Raw genomic sequence first — 22,754 nt, 5'->3', positions numbered from 1 at the left:
GTATGTCTGTATGAATGATACTTTAAAGTCTGCTTCTGCGCCGTTTGAAGACAGTGGTGAGCATCAAATCGAAGATTGGTATTTACCTGAATTTAAAAATACGCAAGCAGCAGAGTTAAATACCAATGCGTTAGGCATGAAAACGGATTGGTACGAAGGTCGACAAGCACAGAATGAGCGTGTTGAAGAGATAGAACCTGTTCCGATGACAGCTGAAGAGCTTGATGCGATTCGTCAAGCGGCTTACGAAGATGGTTATGCTGAAGGTAAAGAGCAAGGCTATCAAGATGGCTTAGCTAGCGGTACAGCCGAAGGTATTAGCCAAGGTGAAATAGAAGGCCAAGCGCAAGGTCTAGCACAAGGTTTAGCGCAAGGTGAACAGCAGGTTGCAGATAAAGCTGCCGCTTGGGAACAGTTACAAACTCAAATGCATGCACCACTTGCCGTTGTTAATAGTGAAGTTGAGAACGAATTAATTCGAGTCGCGACTGGACTAGCTGAAGAGTTGATTAAAACGGAACTGACGTTTAATCACGATATTTTATTACAAACATTAAAGCTTGCGCTGGATGCATTACCGATACTGGAACAAAAGATTACCATCACACTTCACCCAGATGATTTAGCGGTGATTAATGAGTACTATTCAGCTGAAGAGTGTGCGAAACGTGATTGGGTATTAATTTCAGAACCGATGATGAAACAAGGTGATCTGGTTATTAATAATGAAGTATCTTCGGTCGAATTATTAATGGAACAACGTATAAAACAGATGATGCGTCAATTCCTCATTGCGAATAAGCCGGGCGCATAATGTCTGAACTACTTACCCGATTACAACAATTAAAAACAGATTCACTTGCAAATAAGCCCACTGTTGCGGGCAAGCTGACTCGCGTTGTTGGTTTAACGCTCGAAGCTGTCGGTTGCCGCGCTGCCATCGGTAGTTTGTGTTCTGTTGAAACTGATAATGGTCTAATGGATGCGGAAGTCGTCGGTTTTGATGGCGATAAGTTATTCTTAATGCCCAGTGAACAAGTGACTGGTATTATTCCAGGCGCGAAAGTCACTCCCCTGAACGAGACACAAGGTATTCCAGTTGGAATGGAACTACTTGGTCGCGTATTGGATGGTGTTGGCAAACCCATTGACGGTAAAGGCGAGATCATTACCGGACAAACCACCTCTTTTACTGCTAAGCGTATCAATCCACTGGCGCGTAAACAAATCTCAAAACCTCTTGATGTGGGCGTTAAAGCGATTAATGCCATGTTAACTGTGGGTCAAGGTCAGCGTATGGGACTCTTTGCGGGGTCTGGTGTTGGTAAAAGTGTGCTGTTAGGCATGATGACTCGTGGTTCAACAGCTGATGTCGTTGTCGTTGGCTTGATTGGTGAACGTGGGCGAGAAGTAAAAGAATTTATTGAAGAGATCCTCGGCGATGAAGGACGTGCTCGTTCTGTTGTTGTCGCGGCTCCTGCGGATGCCTCACCATTGATGCGTTTGAAAGGGTGCGAAACCTCATTAGCACTGGCTGAATATTTTCGTGATCAAGGCTTAAATGTCTTATTACTGATGGATTCATTAACTCGTTTTGCCCAAGCACAGCGTGAAATTGCATTAGCGGTTGGTGAGCCACCTGCAACGAAAGGTTATCCGCCATCGGTATTTGCAAAATTACCACAGCTGGTGGAGCGAGCGGGTAACGGTAATGACGAGCAAGGTTCAATTACCGCGTTCTTTACCGTATTAACCGAAGGTGATGATTTACAAGACCCTATTGCCGATGCTTCACGTGCGATCCTTGATGGCCATATCGTATTATCACGAGACTTAACGGATGCGGGACACTATCCGGCAATTGATATTGAAAAATCGATTAGTCGTGTGATGCCAATGGTGACCAGTGACTTCCACCAAGCAGCAGCTCGCGGGTTCAAACAAGCTTATTCGTTATATCAACAGAATAAAGATTTGATTGCCATTGGTGCTTATAGCCAAGGCGCTGATGCCAAAATTGATCGCGCGATGCGTTTGAAGCCTGCAATGGATCAATTCTTACAGCAAGGTATGAAAGAAGTGATTCCGTTCTCACAATGTGAAGAAATGCTCACCGCAATCGCGCCACATTTAGGTGTCGCAGTACCATAATGAAACAGTGTCAATAATATGTCCAAAACTGCATTAGAGCGCGTTTACCAGCAACTCGAGGAGCAAGAAAAAAATGCTTCGCGAGCGTATGCGCTAATCAAACAAGATTCTGAACGTTATCACACCCAAATGCTGCAACTGAGTGATTATCGCAAGCAATACCTACAGAAATTTACCGAGAAAGGTGCTGAAGGTATCTCCGGTGATAGTTATGCGCATTATCATAACTTTATGAAAAAATTAGAACTCGCGGAGTTTGAGCAGAAACAAGCTCTCGATAATATCCAGCAGACGGTGAAGAATAAACATATTGATTGGATGGAAATTCGTAAGAAGCGTGATGCACTCGGGTTATTATTAGATAAGCGTAAAGTTGCAGCACAACTGGTTGAGCATCGCCGTGAACAAAAAGACCTTGATGAATTTTCTAATTTCCAATATTTCAAACGTAAGAACAATTTATAACGGTTACAAAAATAATCTATCACTCGGTGATAAGTGAGCTATCCAGCCTGATAAAGTAAGCTGGCGTGAATTTTGCACTATTTTCCTATACACCTTTTACGTGATGACATTTAGGCTTGAACTATGACTTTCTCTTTACAAAAATCAGCAGTAATGACGGATATGCAAGCGGTAAATAAACAACCGCAGGCCCTCGATACAAAGAGTGATACCAGTGCTGATATGAGTACAGGGAGTGAGCTTAATGCAACTGAAAGCAGCTTTACTCAATTATTTTCTCTCTTTAATAATGAGAATAAAGCAGAGGGAAAATCTGAATCTAAAAATATGCCTGAAGTCAGCGATAGCAAGGGGGGAACAGAAGATAGCGAACCTTTGATGAATGCAGTTGACGAGAAGATTATCACTACTGAACTTGATAATGTGATTGCCGATGAGTCACAGCAACAGGCTGAACCAGAAGCCGAAAGTAATGATGACTTTTTAGCGCGTCTTGGCCAATCATCTATGCTATTACAAGAGACGGCTGTTGCAGATCCGGTTACGCCTATGCCCAATGACGCTAACGGTAATAAATTGCCTCCAAAAGTTAATGAAACGGCTCCTAACACTATATCGGCATCTACATTACTAGATGATATGCAGGAAACGCCCTCCGTAGATATGACTGCTCAGCGAACGAGTAATCCAAACGTAAATAGCGATACGCATATTGCATTAAATGGTGATGTTACTGTTAACGATACTGTGAAAGCTAAGTCACTTGATCGTGAATCAGTTAAGCGTAATCAAGTCGATAATGGTTTGGTCACATTCGATCCAGCCAATCGAGAACTCGTTGATGGTGAGATTGTAAGTGCCGTAGAGACAAGTGAAGCAATGCAGCCTAATGCACAGGTGATGGGGCTTAATATGCCGACGTTACCTACAACTGTGTCAACAATATCTGCAATGACTGGTATGACAGATATGACGGAAAGTGATGCGAGTTTATCGAAAGATGAGGGGCTAAACACGAAAGGTTTGACAACGAAAAATGGCTTACTGGATCGTGACCAATTAGCATTTGCAAATAATTCAAACTTTTCGGCTGCACTCGCTGAAGTGACGGGTGGAAAAAATATTCCTTTTGGTCAAGCGAATGGTGTTGCTGCTAATATGGGGGCTACCGCGAGTGCTATGGTCGAGACTGGTTCTGCATCAGAATTACTGCCTACGACGCCAGCAGAACCGATTGAACAATTAGACTTTGCACAAATCATGGAGTCAGCGCGTAAACCTGAACCATTAGAGCAAGCGACACGCACGATGGCAAAAGCAGCCGGATTAACGGATGTCGAGCAGCAAGTGTTAGAGAAGCGCGTTAACCTAAATAATAATTTAGCGAGCTCAGAGTTAAATGAAAAAATTGCGATTATGGCTGGCAAAGAATTACAAACGGCAACTATCCGTTTAGACCCAGCAGAATTAGGCAGTATGAATATTAAATTGGTTATGCAAAATGATCAGTTAAATGTGACCATTCAAGCGCAGAACCCTCAAAGCCGAGATTTACTTGAGCAACAGATGCCAAGATTACGAGAAATGCTACAGCAGCAGGGGATGACGTTGGGTGATACGCAGGTTCAAGCAGATAGTGGACAGCAGCAACAATCTGGATTTCAGCAGTCAGGACAAGAAAACGGACAAAAAAATAGCAATAACGAAACGAATTACGCGATAGATTCACAGAGTGAAGTCCCTGTCGCCCCTCAGTATTGGCAAGACTCGGCTAAAGGGGTAGACTTTTACGCCTAAGCTGTTTAATCAATGACAGTAATCCGCATTCATTTAGCGTAATATAAAATTCGATTTAGGGACGATAATGGCTGACGACAACGATTTGAAAATAGACGATAAAGGCAAAGGTAATAAAAAAATTATTATTATTGCGGTGATTGTAATATTACTACTTGCTGGTGGCGGTGCTGCTTTTTTCTTTTTAAGTGGCGATGATAATACGAATTCGACTGACACCGCTGAAGTCGCGACTGAAAGTGTGAATAAAAATGTCAATGCGACAGCATATTATGTTGCGATGCCTCGCCCTTTTGTTTTTAATATTACAGGGTTAAAGCGAGAGCGTTTAGTTCAGATTAAAGTACAGCTAATGGTACGTGGTAATGATCATCAAAAGTTAGCAAAAGCAAATGTCCCCTTGATTGAAAGTATGTTGTTGCAAGTATTTAGTGCCACAACAGAACAACAACTCGCGACGTACGAAGGTAAAGAATTATTACGCTCGGATTCATTAAAGAGTGTGAATGATATTTTGATAAAATATACTGGAGTAGGGGTTGTTGAAAAGATCCTATTCTCTGGTTTTGTAATTCAGTAGGTTATGTGTGAGTGATTTATTAAGCCAAGACGAGATTGATGCACTATTACATGGTGTAGATGATGTTGAAGAAGATGAATTTGAGACCGTCGAAGACAGTGGCAGTGTTGTAGATTTTGATTTTTCATCACAAGATCGTATTGTGCGTGGACGAATGCCAACCTTAGAGTTGGTTAATGAACGTTTTGCACGACATATGCGGATCAGTTTATTCAACATGATGCGTCGTACTGCTGAAGTATCGATTAATGGCGTACAGATGCTGAAGTTTGGTGAGTATGTACACACATTATTCGTACCAACCAGTTTAAATATGGTTCGTTTTCGTCCGTTAAAAGGTACTGCGCTTGTGACCATGGAAGCACGCTTAGTGTTTATTTTGGTTGAAAACTTTTTTGGTGGCGATGGGCGTTATCATGCCAAAATTGAAGGTCGTGAATTTACGCCAACCGAACGTCGTATTATTCAAATGTTATTAAAAATAGTGTTTGAAGATTATCATGAAGCTTGGGCGCCAGTGATGGACTCTGAATTTGAATATCTTGATTCGGAAGTTAACCCGGCAATGGCGAATATTGTGAGTCCTACCGAAGTGGTTGTAGTGAGCTCATTTCATATCGAACTTGATGGTGGCGGTGGTGATTTCCATATTACGATGCCGTATTCGATGTTAGAGCCTATTCGTGAACTACTTGACGCGGGTGTTCAGAGTGATAAAGAAGATACTGATGAACGTTGGAGCTCGGCATTACAAGAAGAAATTTTAGATGTGCCAGTCGAGTTAAGTACTAAATTACTCGAAACTGAATTGTCGTTAAGACAGATTATGGAATTAAAAACAGGGGATATCATACCGATTGATATGCCTGAAGAACTTACCGTATTTATTGAAGACTTACCGAGCTATAAAGCGAAACTGGGTCGTAATAAAGATAATGTCGCGGTTAAAATTAGCAAGCAGCTAAAAGTAAGTAATTTAACTAAATCAGATATCGAGCATGTAGCATTACGTGGTGGATTATTGAATTTAGATGATAATGATGAAAAATAAGGTATTGAAATGAGTACAGATCAAGATCAGATGGCAAATGACTGGGCTGCAGCGATGGCTGAGCAGAGTACTGTTGAAGCGACTGAATTAGAAGATTTTAACAATGACGACGCTGGATTCTCGAGCGAACACCAACAAAAGTTAGATAGCATTCTTGATATCCCGGTTGTAATTTCGATGGAAGTTGGCCGTAGTAAAATCAGTATTCGTAATTTATTGCAGTTAAACCAAGGTTCTGTTGTTGAACTCGATCGTATTGCTGGCGAGCCACTCGATGTTATGGTTAACGGTACCTTGATTGCACATGGTGAAGTTGTTGTTGTGAATGATAAATTTGGTATTCGTTTAACAGACGTGATTAGCCAAACAGAACGTATTAAAAAGCTTAAGTAGTATGGATGATCTCGATATGCTGCAATGGCTATTATCATTGCTGGTGGTTATTGCGGTTATCTTGATGCTTGCTTGGATTGCAAAAAAATCACGTGTTTTTGGGAGTAATCATCAACAGTTGCAAGTCGTTGCTACCTTACCATTAGGCCCCAAAGAGCGGATCATGGTAGTTCAGGTAGGCTCTGAGCAGGTGTTAGTGGGTGTGACAGGTCAGCAAATTAGTTTGTTGAAAGAGTTAGATCAACCGCTTGAAACTAACCAACCAGAACTTAATCCATTTGCTACTAAATTAGCTCAGATGATGAAACAACATAATGAAAACTAAGTTTACGATCTTACTGTCGCTGATACTGGTGTTATTTACATCGGCGGCATGGGCTGATAATTCGGTTATGTCAGCCGTTAAAGTGATCACTAATAATGATGGAACACAGGAATATTCGGTGTCATTGCAGATTTTAGCGATGATGACGGCGCTGAGTTTTATCCCTGCCGCATTGATTATGATGACCTCTTTTACGCGTATCATTATTGTCTTGTCTATTTTACGTCAAGCCTTGGGTTTACAGCAAAGCCCTTCTAATCAAGTGCTCGTCGGTATTACCTTATTCTTATCTTTTTTCATCATGTCTCCCGTATTTGATCGTATAAATACCAATGCAGTACAACCTTATTTGAATGAAGAGATCACATCCTTACAAGCCTTCGAGCAAGCAAAGTTACCGATGCAGCAATTTATGTTAGCGCAAACTCGTGTTACTGATATTGATACCTTTATGCGTATTGCTAAAGTGGAAGCGAACTCACCAGAAGAGGTTCCTTTCCGAGTATTAATCCCGGCATTTGTGACCAGTGAATTAAAAACTGCATTTCAAATTGGCTTTATGGTATTCATTCCGTTTTTGATTATTGATTTAGTGGTTGCCAGTATTTTGATGGCCATGGGTATGATGATGCTATCGCCGATGATTGTATCTCTGCCATTTAAGCTGATGTTGTTTGTATTAGTGGATGGCTGGGGACTCATTATGGGGACGCTTGCTGGTAGTTTTGGTTTATGACGATGTTCTATTCAAATACCAATCCATCATTCAGTTTATCAGCCGGCTCATAAATAAAAGGGAATATTATGGCACCTGAAGTCTTTGTTGATATATTCCGACAAGCATTATGGACAGTATTGCTGTTGGTATGTGCGGTTGTTGTCCCGGGTCTATTAGTGGGCCTAGTCGTGTCTGTATTTCAGGCCGCTACATCTATTAATGAACAAACGCTGAGTTTTTTACCGCGTTTAATTGCTACATTATTAGCTTTGATTTATGGCGCTCACTGGGGTTTTGGACGATTGATGGAATTCTTTACTAATATGATGCTGCAAGTACCACAAGTTGTAGGTTAATAGTGGAAATTCTATCGGCTGATATTATGACGTTTATGGCCAGTTATATTTGGCCGTTTGCACGACTCTCTGGCATGGTCATGGTGATGATTGTTAGTGGTGCGAAAACAACGCCGGTCATGATCAGATTATTTTATTGCCTTGCTTTAACTGCCATGGTTGCACCTGTATTACCCCCAATGCCGAATGTGGACTTATTTTCCCTCAGTAGTTTTATGATCATTTTGCAACAAAGTTTGATTGGCATTGCGGTTGGTTTTGTCACGGTGATGCTCATTCAAACTTTTGTTGTTGCCGGACAAATCATTGCAATGCAAACCAGCTTAGGTTTTGCTTCTATGGCTGATCCTTCCTCAGGGCAGACATCACCTGTGATTGGTCAAATCTATATTCTATTAGGCACGCTGGTTTACCTCTCCGTTAATGGTCATTTATTTATGATCGAAACGGTAGTGAAGTCTTTTGAAACATTACCTGTATCTGCATCTGGCTTAGTTGCTGTGCAGTATTATGAGATTGCCGGATGGTTATCAGTGATGATGGCTGCGGCGTTGAGTATGTCACTATCAGCCGTTGTTGCTATGCTGGTGATTAACTTTTCATTTGGTGTTATGACCAAGGCTGCACCTCAATTAAACGTGTTCAGCTTAGGCTTCTCGGTTGGTATGGTCGCGGGTTTATTTATTATCTATTTGTCATTAAAAAGCTTTGTCTTTCATTTTAATGCACAATGGCAACGAGCCGGTGAACTGGTTTGTTCATTACTCAATAATGCTTGCGCGTATTAACCTCCTCCACAACATTAGGGTAAAGGTGCTTCCTCATGGCTGAAAAAGACGGACAAGAACAAACCGAAGACGCCACCGAGAAAAAACTCTCCCAAGCCAGAGAAAAAGGTCAGGTAGTACGTTCAAAAGAACTTGCGACGACCTTAGTTTTAACCGCGAGTGGTGCAGCTTTTCTTGCTTTTGGTGATGCCTTAGCACGTGCGCTTGTGAGCAACATGAGCCGATTGTTCGAACTTAGCCGTGAAGAAATATTCAGCCCTGAAGCGTTACTTGAGATCGTTGGAACCAGTGTTAAACCATTAATGTGGCCACTATTTGGTATCATGATCATTGGTTTTATCGCGGGTATCCTTGGTAATATTATGATGGGGGGCGTGGTATTCAGTGGTGAATCTATTCGTCCTAAAGCATCAAAAATGTCACCGAAAGCGGGCCTAAAAAGAATGCTGGGGCCACAGGCCATGGTGGAATTGATTAAATCAATTGCCAAGGTTGCAGTTGTTGTGACTATTGCAGTGTTTGTGTTAAAAACTCAATTTTTAAAGATCATGGAATTCAGTTTACAGCCGCTGCATATTTCTGTGATTGAATCACTTAACTTTTTGGCCGATGTTTTTATTTGGTTATGCGCCTCTTTAATTATTATTGTCGCGATTGATGTGCCGTATCAATATTGGAAACATGCAAAAGAATTACGCATGACCAAGCAAGAAGTGAAAGATGAAATGAAAGATGTGAATGGTAACCCACAGCTTAAAGGTAAGATTAGGCAGATGCAGATGGAGGTATCACAACGTCGAATGATGAGTAATATTCCCGATGCCGATGTTATTATTACCAACCCGACGCACTATTCTGTGGCGTTAAAATATGAGAAATCCGGTAATGCTGCGCCAAAGGTTGTTGCCAAAGGTGTTGATCAAGCTGCATTTCGTATTCGAGATATGGCGAAAGAACACAAGGTACCGATCTTAGAATCTGCCGCCTTAACGCGTGCGATTTATCATACAACAGAGATAGATGAACCTATACCTGAAGGCTTATTTATCGCTGTTGCGCAGATACTCGCCTATGTTTATCAGCTTGACCAATTTAAGCAGCGTAAGGGCAATCGACCGAAACCATTACCAAAAACTATGGATATCCCTGAAGACCTGAAATATTAGTATCATTTGTGGACTCTAGCACTTAATGCTTTTGCCTTAGGTATGATTATTGCTTTATACTATCGAGCATAATTTTCTGAGGTCATCAAATGCAAGTAGCAACTAACATATCCAAAATCTGGGGTAAAAGAGCCATAGCGCTAGAGAATATTGGCACCCCGATTATTGTGTTAGCTACATTAGGCATGGTTGTATTACCCATGCCAGCCTTCCTCTTGGATGTCTTCTTTTCTTTTAATATCGCCTTGTCTTTATTAGTTTTACTGGTTTCTGTATACGTCAATCGACCGCTTGAATTTGCAGCCTTTCCAACCGTACTGTTAATCGCAACCTTGTTACGTTTAGCGCTTAATGTAGCGTCAACGCGTGTCGTGCTTTTAGAAGGTCACAATGGTGGTGATGCCGCCGGACAGGTTATTGATGCTTTTGGTTCTGTGGTGATCGGCGGGAATTTGGCGGTTGGTCTTATCGTGTTTATGATCTTGATGATTATTAACTTTGCCGTAGTGACTAAAGGTGCGGGACGTATTTCGGAAGTAAGTGCACGTTTTACGCTTGATGCGATGCCGGGTAAACAAATGGCCATCGATGCGGATTTGAATGCCGGTATTATTGATCAAGAACAAGCAAAGCAGCGTCGTGAAGATGTGACGCAAGAGGCTGATTTTTATGGTTCGATGGATGGTGCAAGTAAATTCGTAAAAGGTGATGCCGTTGCGGGTTTATTGATTTTATTTATTAATATTATCGGTGGTTTAATCATCGGTATAATGCAACACGATCTTAGTTTCTCTGAAGCCAGTCGAATTTATACATTATTGACCATCGGTGACGGACTGGTTGCGCAAATCCCATCATTACTTTTATCTATTGCTGCTGCGATTATTGTTACTCGTCAGAATAAAGATGAAAAATTGGGTACGCAAGTCAGTAGCCAAATGGTGGCGAACCCGAAAGCGCTTGCTGTGGTTGCAGCTATTATGACCGTGATGGGGTTAGTACCTGGTATGCCACACCTTGCCTTTATTGGTTTTGGTGTGATTACAGGTGTCTGGGCTTGGTGGTTAATGAAGAAACAAGCTAAAGCTGCAGAAGAGAAAAGCTTGGTGCCTGAAGATGCTGCAATTGAAGCTAATTTAAATGATCAAAAAGACCTTGATTGGGATGATGTTAAGCCTGTCGATACTATTGGTTTAGAAGTTGGTTATCGCTTAATTCCGCTGGTTGATAAAAGCCAAGGTGGTGAGCTATTAAATCGAATTAAGGGTGTGCGTAAGAAGCTATCTCAAGAATTAGGTTTTTTGGTACCAGCTGTGCATATTCGAGATAACCTCGAATTACCGCCAAACTGTTATAGTATTAACATTATGGGGGTATCAAATGGTGAAATCGAAATCTTCCATGATAAAGAGCTCGCGATTAACCCTGGTCAGGTTTACGGCAAGATAGATGGTATTGCAACCATTGACCCTGCTTTTGGTTTGCCTGCTTTGTGGATAAACCCTCAACAGCGTGATCAAGCGCAAACCCTAGGTTATACAGCTGTTGACTCTGCCACGGTTGTTGCGACACACTTAAGTCAGCTGCTCCTAAATAATGCAGCGCAACTGCTCGGTTATGAAGAAGTACAGAATTTATTGGATGTGTTAGCGAAAACCCATCCCAAACTTGTTGAGAGTTTAGTCCCTGAAATTTTACCACTGGGTATCGTGGTTAAAGTACTACAAGGCCTACTTAACGACAATGTACCGATTCGAGATATTCGTACGATTGTTGAAACGATGGCGGAATATGGTACTAAGACACAAGACCCTGAAGTATTAATTTCGGCGTGTCGAGTGAGCTTACGTCGAATGATTGTACAAGACATTAATGGTATCGATAGTGAACTACCTGTAGTGACGCTAGCGCCGGAATTAGAGCAAATATTACATCAGTCTTTACAAGCTGCGGGGAGTGACGGTGCTGGTATTGAACCTGGTTTAGCAGAACGTATGCAGTCCTCACTCACTGAGGTAGCACAAAACCAAGAATTAGCAGGACAACCAGCGATATTACTTACCTCTGGTGTACTAAGATCGACATTGGCGAAATTTGTGAAATACTCAATACCGTCATTACGCGTATTATCATATCAAGAAGTACCTGATGATAAACAGATTCGAATTGTCAGTGTTGTTGGTCAATAACGTGTTAATAAAATAAATTAAAGTAGCGAACTGAACTAAGGATGATAAGTTGAAAATAAAGCGCTTTTTTGCCAAAGATATGCGAGCGGCATTGGCTGAAGTCAAAGAGGTTCTTGGCCCAGACGCTGTTATTATGTCTAACAAAAAGGTTACCGGTGGTATTGAAATTGTTGCTGCTGTGGATTTCTCCGAAAGCAAACCCGCTGCAACAGACAAACCGAGTGAACCTCAACAGGTAACAAATAAAACAGAGCGTCAACTTTCTGAAGATTCCGTCAATTTATCGGCATCAAAATTTAGCTTTAAGAAGCTAATGAAGAATGAACCATCAGCACCGACTGAATCAGAGAAAAAGACCGCGCCTAATGACTCACTAGCCAGTTTATTAGCACGCCAGCAAGAACACCAACAGCAAATGTCACAAGCAATAGGCAGTGATGACAATGCCAGCGAATCCAATAATTGGGATACCAGCTTCTTAAAGAAACCGGTTGCACGCCGCTTTGCTGAGCGTCCTAGTGCTGCGCCAGCTACATTAGCTGAACAAAATGAAATGCGTGATGGTATGGCACGTAAACCACAGCAAAGTGGTTATAAACAATTTGAAGCGGCACCTGCTAAAGCGGATAACCAGCAAGACATTAGTGCGATGAAGGCCGAGTTAGCCTCTATACGAAAGTTGCTTGAACACCAAGTATCAGGATTACAGTGGCAGGAAGTTGAACGTAACGAACCTATACGTGCTATGTTGATCAAGCATTTGGTCAAAATAGGCTTTACAGAAGTCGTTGCTGACCAGTTAGCTAACTGTGTGGCTGAAGACTGTTCGATTGAGTCGGCTTGGGATCAAATACAAGCGCTATTAACGGATAATGTATTAATTGCGCAAGATGATATTTTAAGTAAAGGTGGTGCTGTTGCATTAGTTGGCCCTACAGGGGTTGGTAAAACGACAACAATCGCCAAATTAGCGGCAAAATTTGCCATGTTACATGGTTCTGATAACGTCGCATTGATTACCACTGATACATATCGTATTGGTGCTCACGAACAATTAGCCACTTATGGCCGTATTATGGGCTGTACTGTTAAGGTTGCCCGTGATGAAGCAGAGTTGGCACAATACTTGTATCAATTAAGAAGCAAACGTTTAGTGTTAATTGACACTGCTGGTATGGGTCAGCGTGATAAACGCTTATCTGAACAGCTCGATACATTAGTTAATAATGAAAAAGTCGTGATTCGTAACTATTTAGTTGTTCCGGCGACCGCACAGCGTAGGGTTGTACAAGAAACATTAGAGCACTTTCATCATATCCCGTTATCGGGTTGCATTTTAAGTAAAGTGGATGAAAGTTTAAGTCTCGGTGAGATTTTAAGTGTATTAATACAGCACGAACTACCGATTGCATATATTACCAATGGGCAAAGGGTTCCTGAAGATATAGATTCAGCCAATGCACAGCAATTAGTTCGAGCTGTACTCAATAGAGATACGCTAGAAGAACAAAACGATACGCATTTTTGGTTAGGCGATGATAAATAGTAATGAATAAAAATATTTTTTTCGATCAAGCAAGTGGTCTAAGACAAATGAGTAATAACAAAAAAGTTAAAGTTATTGCCGTCTCAGGTGGTAAAGGTGGCGTAGGTAAAACTAACGTAACACTAAATATGGCGGTATCTCTCGCGGCTCAGGGCAAGCGAGTTATGGTTTTAGATGCCGATCTTGGATTGGCAAATGTCGATGTTTTACTCGGCTTACGCGTACATAAAAATATTTCTCACGTTATTTCTGGTGAGTGTACATTGGATGATATTTTAATTGAGGGCCCAAATGGGATCTTAATTGCGCCCGCTACATCGGGTACTCGTTCGATGGTTGAGTTGTCAGTGCAAGAGCACGCAGGCTTAATACGCGCGTTTGCAGAATTGAAAACACCAATTGATGTACTTTTGGTTGATACCGCAGCTGGTATTTCAGACATGGTATTAAGTTTTTGCCGTGCATCGCAAGATATCCTAATGGTGGTGTGTGATGAACCAACATCTATTACGGATGCATATGCATTAATTAAATTACTATCAAAAGAACACGGTGTTCACCGTTTTAAAATTGTGGCTAATATGGTGCGCAGTTTACGTGAAGGCCAAGAATTATTTACTAAATTGACACGTGTAACGGATCGATTCTTAGATGCAACATTAGAGCTTGTTGCTTGTATTCCGTTTGATAACAGTGTTCGTCAATCCGTTCGTAAGCAAAAAGTAGTTGTAGATGCATTTCCAAAAGCACCTGCCTCACTTGCGTTTAGAGCGTTGGCAAGTAAAGCTGCAACTTGGCCTGTACCGAATAAAGTCGGTGGTCATCTTGAGTTTTTCATTGAGAACTTGTTTGAGAACAAAGCTAGGGTAGAAGATTGAAGTGAATAAAGCATCCGCTTACAGTAACATCCAGTCGCAACAGAGTAATGCTGTTGAGCAATTCGGTTTTTTAGTAAAACGAATCGCTCACCACTTATTACTGCGTTTGCCGCCGAGTGTTCAGTTAGATGATTTAATCCAATCGGGTATGATTGGATTACTGGATGCTGCACGTAATTTCGATGGTTCTAAAGGCGCTAGTTTTGAAACGTATGCTGGTATTCGTATTCGCGGCTCAATGATTGATGAAATGAGACGCGGAGACTGGGTTCCAAGGTCGGTTCATAAAAATGGGCGCGATATTGCAGCAGCCATTGATCGGATTGAAAAACGGACTGGCACGGATGCAAAAGATACGGATGTCGCTGAAGAATTAGGCGTAAGCCTTACTGACTACCATAGTATGTTGATGGATGTTAACAGTGGGCATATATTGGCGGTCGAAGATTTGACGGCGAGTAATGAAGATGCTTATTCAGTTTATGAAGGTAAATCAAGTACCCCTTGTTCTGACTTTTCTGAACAACGTTTTCAGCAAGCACTAGCAAACTGCATTAAGACATTACCAGAAAGAGAAAGCTTAGTTTTATCACTTTATTACGATGAAGAGTTAAACCTAAGAGAGATCGGGGAAGTGCTTAGTGTCAGTGAATCTCGAGTGAGTCAAATTCACAGTCAAGCAATGCATCGAGTGAAAGCGCGTATGCACGCTTGGTTGGATGATTAAGTTTAATTGGTACCGTATTTCTAGTACCTGGATATTGAAGTAATATATTTATGGGAATCAGGGACTGTAAATATTGTAATTACTTATTTTGGAGAACAACTTGAAAAAGCAAATTAAAATTCTTATTGTTGACGATTTTTCTACGATGAGACGTATCATTAAAAACTTACTGCGTGATCTTGGTTTTAATAATACATTTGAAGCCGATGACGGTAATACCGCACTTCCAATGCTAAAAAACGGCGATTATGACTTTGTTGTAACTGACTGGAACATGCCTGGAATGCAAGGTATTGATTTGCTTAAAGAGATTCGTAAGGATCAAGCACTATGTCATATCCCAGTATTAATGGTAACAGCAGAAGCGAAACGCGAACAAATTATTGAAGCGGCTCAATCTGGCGTGAATGGCTATATTATAAAACCGTTTACTGCTGCAACACTAAAAGAAAAATTAGAGAAAATCTTCGAAAGAATTCAATAAGCAAGGATGCGCATGAGTGAACAACAAGAATCGTTGATTTCGTTAGAGAAAGCCAAAGAACTGGTCACACTACTCGAGTGTGGTCAGATTGAAATGGCCAATGACATAATTATCAACATCCAAAATGCAGATTCAGAAGCTCTATTTGAAAAAGTTGGCGTATTAACACGCCAATTGCATGATTCATTAAACGATTTCCAATTAGATACGCGTATTGAAAGCTTAGCAAAAGATGAGTTTCCTGATGCTCGAGAACGATTGAATTACGTTATTGAGATGACAGATAAAGCAGCGAACAGAACAATGGACGCTGTGGAAGCTTGCTTACCAATTGCAGATAGTTTTAATGATCGTATCCAGCAAGTGCTACCGAGCTGGAAGAGTTTGATGAGTCGTGATCTACAACTAGGCCAATTTAAAGAACTTTGTAAATTATTGGATGATTTTCTTCAAGTTTCAGTATCTGATGCCGATAGTCTAAGACAGTATTTAACTGAAATTTTAATGGCTCAAGATTTTCAAGATTTGACAGGTCAAATGATCCGTCGTGTGATTAACTTGGTGCAAGAAGTAGAAGTTAAACTGGTCGAAATGTTAACTATGTTTGGTGAGGTTTCAAAGCCACTGAATAAAGTCAATGAACCAGTTAAAGAAATAAATGGTATCGAGGCCGAAGGTCCAATCATGAATGCGAGTGAACGTGTTGATGTATTAGACGGCCAAAATGATGTTGATGATTTACTGTCAAGTTTAGGATTTTAAGGGAGATATTGATGAGCTTTGATGTTGATGAAGATATTCTACAGGACTTTTTGATAGAAGCATCTGAAATTCTAGAGCAACTCTCTGAACAACTCGTTGATTTAGAAAAAAGTCCAGAAGACTCGGAGTTGCTTAATGCAATTTTTAGAGGATTCCATACAGTTAAAGGTGGCGCTGGATTTTTAGCATTATCAGAACTGGTTGATATCTGCCATGGTGCAGAAAATGTGTTTGATAGCCTGCGTAATGGCTTAAGAGCCGTTACTCCAGAACTGATGGATGTGATTCTTAAATCATTGGATTGTGTAAACGAAATGTTTGTACTGATCCAACAGAGAGAGCCATTAACGGCAGCAGATCCTGCGTTAATCCATCAACTTCATTTGCTTACTCAACCTGAAGTTGCTCCAGTTGCAGTGCTAGAAACTGTTGTTGAAGCAATTCCTGAACCTGTCGTTGCTAAGACTCCTGCTGCGAGTGATAGCACTGAAATCGATGGCATGTCAGAGCTAGAGTTTGAACAGTTACTTGATGAATTACATGGAAAAGGCAGTGCGCCAACAGTCACTAAGACTGCAGCACCTGCGCCAACTCCGGTTGTTTCGACAAGTGTTCCGGCAAGTTCAAATGCTGATTTTACTGATGACGAATTTGAAAAGTTACTTGATGAACTACATGGTGTGGGTCAACACGGTGTTTCTATTACTGAAGCACCTGCACCAGCACCGACACCTGTTGCCGCTACATCTGTAGCGTCGAGCAGTGGTGATATTAATGATGATGACTTTGAAAATTTACTTGATGAATTATACGGTAAAGGTAATGCGCCAAGTGCTGCGACGACAGTAAAAAGTGTTGTTAGTGCAGCTGAGCCTGTCGCGTTAGCTCCAGTCGCTCACTCTGAAACGGCTACTGCAACAGCAATCGTAGCACCCGTTGCGAAAGCAGCGCCTGCCGCTAAAGTAGAGAAAAAAGCGAAACCACAGGCTGATTCAACAGTACGTGTTGATACGCGAACGCTTGATGAAATCATGAATATGGTTGGTGAGCTAGTACTTGTTCGTAATCGCTTAGTCAGTTTAGGTATTTCAAGTAATGACGAAGACATGACGAAAGCCGTGTCTAATCTTGATGTTGTTACTGCTGATTTACAAGGCGCGGTAATGAAAACGCGTATGCAACCAATCAAAAAAGTGTTTGGTCGTTTCCCTCGTGTTGTACGTGATTTAGCGCGTAGTTTATCAAAAGATATTAATCTTGAAATGATTGGTGAAGAAACCGATTTAGATAAGAACTTGGTGGAAGCTCTTGCTGATCCTCTTGTGCATTTAGTGAGAAACTCGGTTGATCACGGTATTGAAATGCCAGAGATACGTGCAAAAAATGGCAAGCCACGCCAAGGTAAAATTACTTTATCCGCATCGCAAGAAGGCGATCATATTCGTCTTAAAATTGTAGATGATGGTGCGGGTATGGACGCCGAACGATTAAAACAAATTGCGGTTAAACGTGGGGTACTTGATGCTGATTCAGCAGCTCGGATCTCAGATAACGAAGCATATAACCTTATTTTTGCTCCAGGTTTCTCAACCAAAGATCAGATATCAGATATTTCTGGTCGTGGTGTTGGGATGGATGTGGTTAAAACGGGTATCAGCCAGCTAAATGGTACAATTTCAATTGACTCAAAACTGGGTACTGGTACAACGATTGAAATTAAAGTGCCGTTAACATTGGCAATTCTACCAACATTGATGGTTGAAGTTGGTAAGCAAATCTTTGCTTTACCGCTGACAAGTGTTAATGAAATCTTCCATTTGGACTTAAATAAAACCCATGTAGTTGATAATCAGCTGACTATTATTGTCAGAGAAAAAGCAATTCCACTATTTTATTTACATGATTGGTTAACCAAAATGGAACCACAAGCTACTAGTCGTAGTGATCGTGGATTAGGACATGTAGTTATTGTTCAGTTAGGTATTAAGCAAGTAGGTTTTGTTGTTGATAGTCTTATTGGTCAAGAAGAAGTTGTTATTAAAGCGTTAGACAACTTATTACAAGGTACGCCAGGTATGGCAGGAGCAACAATCACCAGTGACGGTGGTATTGCTCTGATTTTAGATATTCCAAGTCTCTTAAATCATTACGCAAAACGCTAATTTGTTAATGCAGGGATTCACATCCCTGTGTGCTTTTACATTGAAGTAAACACATTGAAGTAGATAGATTAGATGAAAATAAAGGTTTTAGTCGTTGATGACTCTAGTTTTTTCAGACGTAGAGTAAGTGAAATCATTAATGCAGATCCAGAGATGGAAGTTATTGATACTGCTAAAAATGGTGAAGAGGCCATCACGAAAGCAAAGCTGTTACGTCCGGATGTAATTACGATGGATATTGAAATGCCTGTACTTGATGGGATTTCAGCGGTGAAAGCGATTATGAAAGACACGCCAACACCCATTTTAATGTTTTCATCATTGACTCACCAAGGTGCTAAGTCAACGCTTGAAGCATTAGAAGCAGGTGCGGCTAACTTCTTACCTAAAAAGTTTGAAGATATTGCTAAAGATAAAGCGGATGCTGTTCGATTACTGCAACAGAACATTAAAGAAATAAGTAAGCGTAGAGGCTCATTAAGAACACCTCGTAGCACGTTAAGTTCGCAGTCAAGCATCGTAAAGCCAGCAATAAATACAATTGCTAATTCGACTGTTCGTACTGCAACGTCTGAAAATCGTCTAAATACGACGATTTCACGCCCAAGTTTAGAGTCGAGCCGACTGAATACGGCGAACACGCTGGACGCTAGGCATGTATCTCATGTTGAGAACACAAAACCAGAACCTCGTGTTTTGGCTACGCCAAGTCGCGTGATTAAACGTGCATCAGGTAAAAAATACAACTTATTGGCAATCGGTTCTTCGACAGGTGGTCCTGTTGCATTACAAAATGTGTTAACACCGTTACGCCGTGATTTTCCTCTGCCAATTTTGTTAATTCAGCATATGCCTGCCACGTTTACGTCAGCGTTTGCAGCGCGATTGAATACATTATGCCAAATTACAGTAAAAGAAGCACAGCATGGCGATCGTTTACAACCAGGTGTCGCTTACTTAGCCCCAGGCGGTAAACAAGTTCTGATTGAAAATAAAGCCGGTGGATTAACATTAAAGGTAATGGAAAGTCCTGCTGGTATTAATTATAAGCCGAGTGTTGATATTACATTTGGTTCTGCTGCTCAGTCATATCGCGATAAAGTATTAGCGATAGTGTTAACAGGAATGGGTGCAGATGGTCGTGATGGCGCTAAATTATTAAAACAAAAAGGCAGTACGATATGGGCGCAAGATGCACAGTCTTGTGTTGTTTATGGTATGCCTCAAGCAATTGTTAACGCTGGGTTAGCTGATGAACAAGTTAATCTAGACCAAATTGCAGAACGCATTAATATTGAAGTTGGCTGCCGATAGCGGCAAGCGGACAAGGTAGGGTAAAGTTGAAAGTTTGGACAGTTGCTAATCAAAAAGGTGGGGTAGGGAAAACGACCACTGCAATTACTTTAGCAGGTTTGCTGGCAGAGCAGGGGCAGCGGGTATTATTAATTGATACGGATCCCCATGCGTCATTAACCAGTTATTTGAATTACGAAAGTGATGATTTGACTGTTGGATTATTTGATCTTTTTGTAGCGCCAACGCTTGATGCTGAACTTGTTCATAATGCGACGATAGAAACACCTTATAATGGTATTAATTTATTACCGGCGACAATGTCACTTGCCACATTAGATCGTACCTTAGGGCATCGAGATGGCATGGGACTGATATTAAAAAATATTATCACGTTAGTTGCTGGTGATTATGATTATGTCATCATTGATTGCCCACCTGTATTAGGGGTGATGATGGTGAACGCGTTGGCAAGTAGCGATCGTATCTTAGTGCCAGTGCAAACGGAGTTTTTAGCGTTAAAAGGTTTAGACCGAATGGTAAAAACCTTTGAAATTATGCAGCGTAGTTGTGCGAATAAATTTAAGTATACGGTGATACCAACGATGTTTGATCGCCGAACTAAAGCATCGCTTGTGTCGTTACAGACGCTGCAGCAAAATTATAGTCAAAATGTCTGGCGAGCAGTCATTCCTGTGGATACACAGTTTAGAAATGCCAGCTTAAAACATATGCCACCATCAATGTATACTCGAAGCAGTCGAGGCGTTGCTGCTTATTCGGCATTATTACAAGACTTGTTGGTTGAAGCGAAACAGGACCGCATGTATGGATAAATACAAACGACATTCTGCGTTGGATGATTATTTTTCATCTATGCTATCGGAACCTGTTGCAGAAGAACCACTACAGGTTGAAAAAGAGATCGTGGAACAACCGATGGCTTTTGTTCCTGATTTGGAGTCAAGCTTAAAACTACAGTTGGTTGAACCTGCGCCTATATTGCAAAGTGATTATAAAATACCTGAACCTGATGGTTCAGGTTCATTAACAGACTTGGATCAATTACTCGGTTCTGTTATTGATATAGATCTTGCTGATATTGATTTGTCATTATTAGATAATGAAAAACCAGCAGTCGAGATGGCATTAGACGAAGCGATTGAAGTCGTCGCGACAGATATTGTGACTGACGCTATTCACCATGAACTCGAAGTCACAACACAAGATATTACGATTGTTGAAGATGAGGTGATTGTCGCGAGTGTATCTGAAAGCATCGCAATACCTGATATTGAAACTACATCGACACCAACGGCTGAATCAGTCGCTGAACCAGAATTAGAAGAGAGTATTGACGCAGAACCTGAATGGAAAAATATTGAACTAGAAGAACATTTTCAAGCATTATTTTTTGAGGTTGCTGGGGTTATTTTTGCTGTTCCATTAACAGAGCTTGGTGGTATTCATCAAATCGAGACTGTGAATAGCTTATTTGGTAAACCAGATTGGTATTTAGGTATTATGCAACACCGAGAGCAAAAGCTAAGTGTTGTCGATACTGCGCAATGGGTGATGCCGGAACAGAATATGGGCGAGATAGATTATAAATATCAGATCCAGTTAAGTGAGTCGAATTGGGTACTAGGCTGTGAAAGCCTGCATGGTACAGAAACTTTAAGTAGTAATGATATTAAATGGCGAAGCACGCCTGGCAGCCGACCTTGGTTAGCTGGCATGGTGAAATCACGCATGTGCGTATTATTACACGTAACCGAAATGATTAAATTGCTGGATAATGGCATCAATATTCATGGGCAATAGTAGAAGGAAATAAAACATGAGCCAGTCTCGAAACCTAGTGGAAAATGTAGCTGAAGATGAAGTACTGCAATGGGTTACATTCAAATTAGAGAATGAAGTCTACGGTGTAAACGTAATGCAAGTACAAGAAGTACTGCGTTACACAGAAATTGCCCCAGTACCGGGTGCGCCAAACTACGTGATCGGTATTATTAATTTACGTGGTAATGTTGTCACTGTTATTGATACGCGCGTACGTTTTGGTTTAATGCCATCTGAAGTAAGCGAAAATTCACGTATCGTTATCATCGAAGCTGAAAAACAAGTCATTGGTATTCTAGTTGATGGTGTTGCTGAAGTGGTTTATTTACGTTCTTCAGAAATTGATATGGCACCGAATGTAGGTACTGACGAAAGTGCTAAGTTCATCCAAGGTGTATCAAACCGTGAAGGCGAGCTACTTATTCTTGTTGATCTTAATAAGTTTTTGAGTGATGACGAATGGGACGAATTAAGCGGTTTATAAACTTAATTCCTTGTTCCTATCTAGAAAAGCACTGTAATGATTGTTACAGTGCTTTTTTAATTGCTATTTTATTGAAGGATTCAATATGCTTGCTTTGATTTTGTCTGGCGTTGCGCTTATTGTCGCGATTGCTGCTGTTATTGGCTGTGTTGTATTATTTCGGAAGTTAACAAAACTACAAACAACGCATAGTTTATTGCTTAAAGACTTATCGAAATCAAGAGATTCACTGCAGAAACGAATCATTGAAGTCAGTACTTCAAACATTAATCTTGGTGGTGCAATTAAAGGTGTGGCTTCTGAGTTACAGCAAACGAAATTTCAGCAAGATGAAATGAAAGAAGAGATGACAACACAGGAGCAGCAAGACCCTGATAGCCGTTTTTATACGCGAGCAGTGAAACTTGTTGAGCTTGGTGCAAGCCTTGAAGAAATCATGCGTGAGTGCGAACTACCACGCGCAGAAGCAGAATTATTACTAAGTTTCCATAAAAAATAACTTAAATTGGTTATATTTGCATTGTAATTGATGTTGCTTAATTATGCTTAAAGCTGGAATATGTTAACATTCTTGCAGGTTGATACTGAAAGAAT

At 40.9% G+C, this 22,754-nt stretch carries 24 protein-coding genes; all 24 read left to right on the top strand.

Features of this window, described 5'->3' with window-relative positions; translation table 11 throughout:
- Window positions 1-10: 10 nt before the first annotated feature.
- The 24 genes from HWV00_RS15405 (at window position 11) to HWV00_RS15290 (ending at window position 22,659) form a co-directional block, all read left to right on the top strand.
- On the top strand, window positions 11-814 hold the full coding sequence (locus HWV00_RS15405) for a flagellar assembly protein FliH (RefSeq protein ID WP_211682692.1): 804 nt from the start codon (window positions 11-13) through the stop codon (window positions 812-814).
- Complete coding sequence (gene fliI / locus HWV00_RS15400; RefSeq protein ID WP_211682690.1) at window positions 814-2,151, top strand: flagellar protein export ATPase FliI; 1,338 nt, start codon at window positions 814-816, stop codon at window positions 2,149-2,151. Before HWV00_RS15405 ends, fliI begins: the two co-directional genes overlap by 1 nt.
- Window positions 2,152-2,169: 18 nt before the next feature.
- Window positions 2,170-2,616, top strand: coding sequence for a flagellar export protein FliJ (fliJ, locus tag HWV00_RS15395; RefSeq protein ID WP_211682688.1), 447 nt, complete (start codon window positions 2,170-2,172; stop codon window positions 2,614-2,616).
- 123 nt (window positions 2,617-2,739) lie between these two features.
- A complete protein-coding gene (locus HWV00_RS15390) occupies window positions 2,740-4,413 on the top strand; it encodes a flagellar hook-length control protein FliK (protein WP_255554633.1) in 1,674 nt (557 codons plus the stop codon).
- 67 nt (window positions 4,414-4,480) lie between these two features.
- The gene (fliL, locus tag HWV00_RS15385; protein ID WP_211682686.1) at window positions 4,481-4,993 is read left to right on the top strand and encodes a flagellar basal body-associated protein FliL; all 513 of its coding nucleotides are present in this window, start codon (window positions 4,481-4,483) and stop codon (window positions 4,991-4,993) included.
- 7 nt (window positions 4,994-5,000) lie between these two features.
- Window positions 5,001-6,044, top strand: a complete 1,044-nt coding sequence (fliM, locus tag HWV00_RS15380; RefSeq protein ID WP_211682685.1) for a flagellar motor switch protein FliM — start codon at window positions 5,001-5,003, stop codon at window positions 6,042-6,044.
- Window positions 6,045-6,053: 9 nt separating this feature from the next.
- Window positions 6,054-6,437 carry a flagellar motor switch protein FliN gene (gene fliN / locus HWV00_RS15375; RefSeq protein WP_211682683.1) on the top strand — a complete coding sequence of 128 codons (384 nt, stop codon included), beginning with the start codon at window positions 6,054-6,056 and terminating at the stop codon, window positions 6,435-6,437.
- A 1-nt stretch (window position 6,438) separates the two neighbouring features.
- Window positions 6,439-6,762, top strand: coding sequence for a flagellar biosynthetic protein FliO (gene fliO, locus HWV00_RS15370; protein ID WP_211682681.1), 324 nt, complete (start codon window positions 6,439-6,441; stop codon window positions 6,760-6,762).
- Window positions 6,752-7,498 carry a flagellar type III secretion system pore protein FliP gene (gene fliP / locus HWV00_RS15365; protein ID WP_211682679.1) on the top strand — a complete coding sequence of 249 codons (747 nt, stop codon included), beginning with the start codon at window positions 6,752-6,754 and terminating at the stop codon, window positions 7,496-7,498. The genes fliO and fliP overlap by 11 nt, the downstream gene beginning before the upstream one ends.
- A gap of 68 nt (window positions 7,499-7,566) precedes the next feature.
- On the top strand, window positions 7,567-7,836 hold the full coding sequence (gene fliQ / locus HWV00_RS15360; protein ID WP_017220968.1) for a flagellar biosynthesis protein FliQ: 270 nt from the start codon (window positions 7,567-7,569) through the stop codon (window positions 7,834-7,836).
- Between the two features lie 2 nt (window positions 7,837-7,838).
- Window positions 7,839-8,624: a flagellar biosynthetic protein FliR gene (fliR, locus tag HWV00_RS15355; protein WP_211682677.1), complete on the top strand. Its 786-nt coding sequence runs from the start codon at window positions 7,839-7,841 to the stop codon at window positions 8,622-8,624.
- A 35-nt stretch (window positions 8,625-8,659) separates the two neighbouring features.
- Window positions 8,660-9,790, top strand: a complete 1,131-nt coding sequence (gene flhB / locus HWV00_RS15350) for a flagellar biosynthesis protein FlhB (protein ID WP_211682675.1) — start codon at window positions 8,660-8,662, stop codon at window positions 9,788-9,790.
- Window positions 9,791-9,879: 89 nt separating this feature from the next.
- Complete coding sequence (gene flhA, locus HWV00_RS15345; protein ID WP_211682673.1) at window positions 9,880-11,979, top strand: flagellar biosynthesis protein FlhA; 2,100 nt, start codon at window positions 9,880-9,882, stop codon at window positions 11,977-11,979.
- 49 nt (window positions 11,980-12,028) lie between these two features.
- The gene (flhF, locus tag HWV00_RS15340; RefSeq protein ID WP_211682671.1) at window positions 12,029-13,525 is read left to right on the top strand and encodes a flagellar biosynthesis protein FlhF; all 1,497 of its coding nucleotides are present in this window, start codon (window positions 12,029-12,031) and stop codon (window positions 13,523-13,525) included.
- 2 nt (window positions 13,526-13,527) lie between these two features.
- Complete coding sequence (locus HWV00_RS15335) at window positions 13,528-14,403, top strand: MinD/ParA family protein (RefSeq protein WP_211682670.1); 876 nt, start codon at window positions 13,528-13,530, stop codon at window positions 14,401-14,403.
- A 1-nt stretch (window position 14,404) separates the two neighbouring features.
- Entirely contained in the window at window positions 14,405-15,130 is a 726-nt protein-coding gene (locus HWV00_RS15330; protein ID WP_211682669.1) for an RNA polymerase sigma factor FliA, read from the top strand.
- Window positions 15,131-15,230: 100 nt separating this feature from the next.
- Window positions 15,231-15,614 carry a chemotaxis response regulator CheY gene (gene cheY / locus HWV00_RS15325; RefSeq protein WP_211682668.1) on the top strand — a complete coding sequence of 128 codons (384 nt, stop codon included), beginning with the start codon at window positions 15,231-15,233 and terminating at the stop codon, window positions 15,612-15,614.
- A gap of 12 nt (window positions 15,615-15,626) precedes the next feature.
- A complete protein-coding gene (locus tag HWV00_RS15320; RefSeq protein WP_211682667.1) occupies window positions 15,627-16,376 on the top strand; it encodes a protein phosphatase CheZ in 750 nt (249 codons plus the stop codon).
- An 11-nt stretch (window positions 16,377-16,387) separates the two neighbouring features.
- Window positions 16,388-18,538, top strand: a complete 2,151-nt coding sequence (locus HWV00_RS15315; protein WP_211682666.1) for a chemotaxis protein CheA — start codon at window positions 16,388-16,390, stop codon at window positions 18,536-18,538.
- A 72-nt stretch (window positions 18,539-18,610) separates the two neighbouring features.
- Window positions 18,611-19,852 (top strand): chemotaxis response regulator protein-glutamate methylesterase, encoded by a 1,242-nt coding sequence (locus HWV00_RS15310; protein WP_211682665.1) that lies wholly within the window; start codon window positions 18,611-18,613, stop codon window positions 19,850-19,852.
- Between the two features lie 26 nt (window positions 19,853-19,878).
- The gene (locus HWV00_RS15305) at window positions 19,879-20,667 is read left to right on the top strand and encodes a ParA family protein (RefSeq protein ID WP_211682664.1); all 789 of its coding nucleotides are present in this window, start codon (window positions 19,879-19,881) and stop codon (window positions 20,665-20,667) included.
- Window positions 20,660-21,655 carry a chemotaxis protein CheW gene (locus HWV00_RS15300; protein ID WP_211682663.1) on the top strand — a complete coding sequence of 332 codons (996 nt, stop codon included), beginning with the start codon at window positions 20,660-20,662 and terminating at the stop codon, window positions 21,653-21,655. Before HWV00_RS15305 ends, HWV00_RS15300 begins: the two co-directional genes overlap by 8 nt.
- Window positions 21,656-21,671: 16 nt before the next feature.
- Window positions 21,672-22,160, top strand: coding sequence for a chemotaxis protein CheW (locus HWV00_RS15295; protein WP_198437953.1), 489 nt, complete (start codon window positions 21,672-21,674; stop codon window positions 22,158-22,160).
- 85 nt (window positions 22,161-22,245) lie between these two features.
- On the top strand, window positions 22,246-22,659 hold the full coding sequence (locus tag HWV00_RS15290; protein WP_211682662.1) for a DUF2802 domain-containing protein: 414 nt from the start codon (window positions 22,246-22,248) through the stop codon (window positions 22,657-22,659).
- The last annotated feature ends 95 nt before the right edge of the window (window positions 22,660-22,754 follow it).

This window comes from Moritella sp. 24 (assembly GCF_018219155.1).
Classification (GTDB): Bacteria; Pseudomonadota; Gammaproteobacteria; order Enterobacterales; family Moritellaceae; genus Moritella.
Note: the sequence above shows the minus strand (reverse complement) of the source record. Positions and strands in the feature narration are given on the sequence as shown.

Excerpts from the sequence above, each read along its gene's own strand:
- fliJ (WP_211682688.1), top strand. The coding sequence starts at position 2,170 with ATGTCCAAAACTGCATTAGAGCGCGTTTACCAGCAACTCGAGGAGCAA.
- HWV00_RS15405 (WP_211682692.1), top strand. The coding sequence starts at position 11 with ATGAATGATACTTTAAAGTCTGCTTCTGCGCCGTTTGAAGACAGTGGT.
- HWV00_RS15315 (WP_211682666.1), top strand. The coding sequence starts at position 16,388 with ATGAGCTTTGATGTTGATGAAGATATTCTACAGGACTTTTTGATAGAA.
- fliO (WP_211682681.1), top strand. The coding sequence starts at position 6,439 with ATGGATGATCTCGATATGCTGCAATGGCTATTATCATTGCTGGTGGTT.
- fliP (WP_211682679.1), top strand. The coding sequence starts at position 6,752 with ATGAAAACTAAGTTTACGATCTTACTGTCGCTGATACTGGTGTTATTT.
- HWV00_RS15310 (WP_211682665.1), top strand. The coding sequence starts at position 18,611 with ATGAAAATAAAGGTTTTAGTCGTTGATGACTCTAGTTTTTTCAGACGT.
- HWV00_RS15335 (WP_211682670.1), top strand. The coding sequence starts at position 13,528 with ATGAATAAAAATATTTTTTTCGATCAAGCAAGTGGTCTAAGACAAATG.
- HWV00_RS15320 (WP_211682667.1), top strand. The coding sequence starts at position 15,627 with ATGAGTGAACAACAAGAATCGTTGATTTCGTTAGAGAAAGCCAAAGAA.
- HWV00_RS15295 (WP_198437953.1), top strand. The coding sequence starts at position 21,672 with ATGAGCCAGTCTCGAAACCTAGTGGAAAATGTAGCTGAAGATGAAGTA.
- flhA (WP_211682673.1), top strand. The coding sequence starts at position 9,880 with ATGCAAGTAGCAACTAACATATCCAAAATCTGGGGTAAAAGAGCCATA.
- HWV00_RS15390 (WP_255554633.1), top strand. The coding sequence starts at position 2,740 with ATGACTTTCTCTTTACAAAAATCAGCAGTAATGACGGATATGCAAGCG.
- fliN (WP_211682683.1), top strand. The coding sequence starts at position 6,054 with ATGAGTACAGATCAAGATCAGATGGCAAATGACTGGGCTGCAGCGATG.
- fliQ (WP_017220968.1), top strand. The coding sequence starts at position 7,567 with ATGGCACCTGAAGTCTTTGTTGATATATTCCGACAAGCATTATGGACA.
- HWV00_RS15300 (WP_211682663.1), top strand. The coding sequence starts at position 20,660 with ATGGATAAATACAAACGACATTCTGCGTTGGATGATTATTTTTCATCT.
- HWV00_RS15290 (WP_211682662.1), top strand. The coding sequence starts at position 22,246 with ATGCTTGCTTTGATTTTGTCTGGCGTTGCGCTTATTGTCGCGATTGCT.
- flhB (WP_211682675.1), top strand. The coding sequence starts at position 8,660 with ATGGCTGAAAAAGACGGACAAGAACAAACCGAAGACGCCACCGAGAAA.
- fliL (WP_211682686.1), top strand. The coding sequence starts at position 4,481 with ATGGCTGACGACAACGATTTGAAAATAGACGATAAAGGCAAAGGTAAT.
- fliI (WP_211682690.1), top strand. The coding sequence starts at position 814 with ATGTCTGAACTACTTACCCGATTACAACAATTAAAAACAGATTCACTT.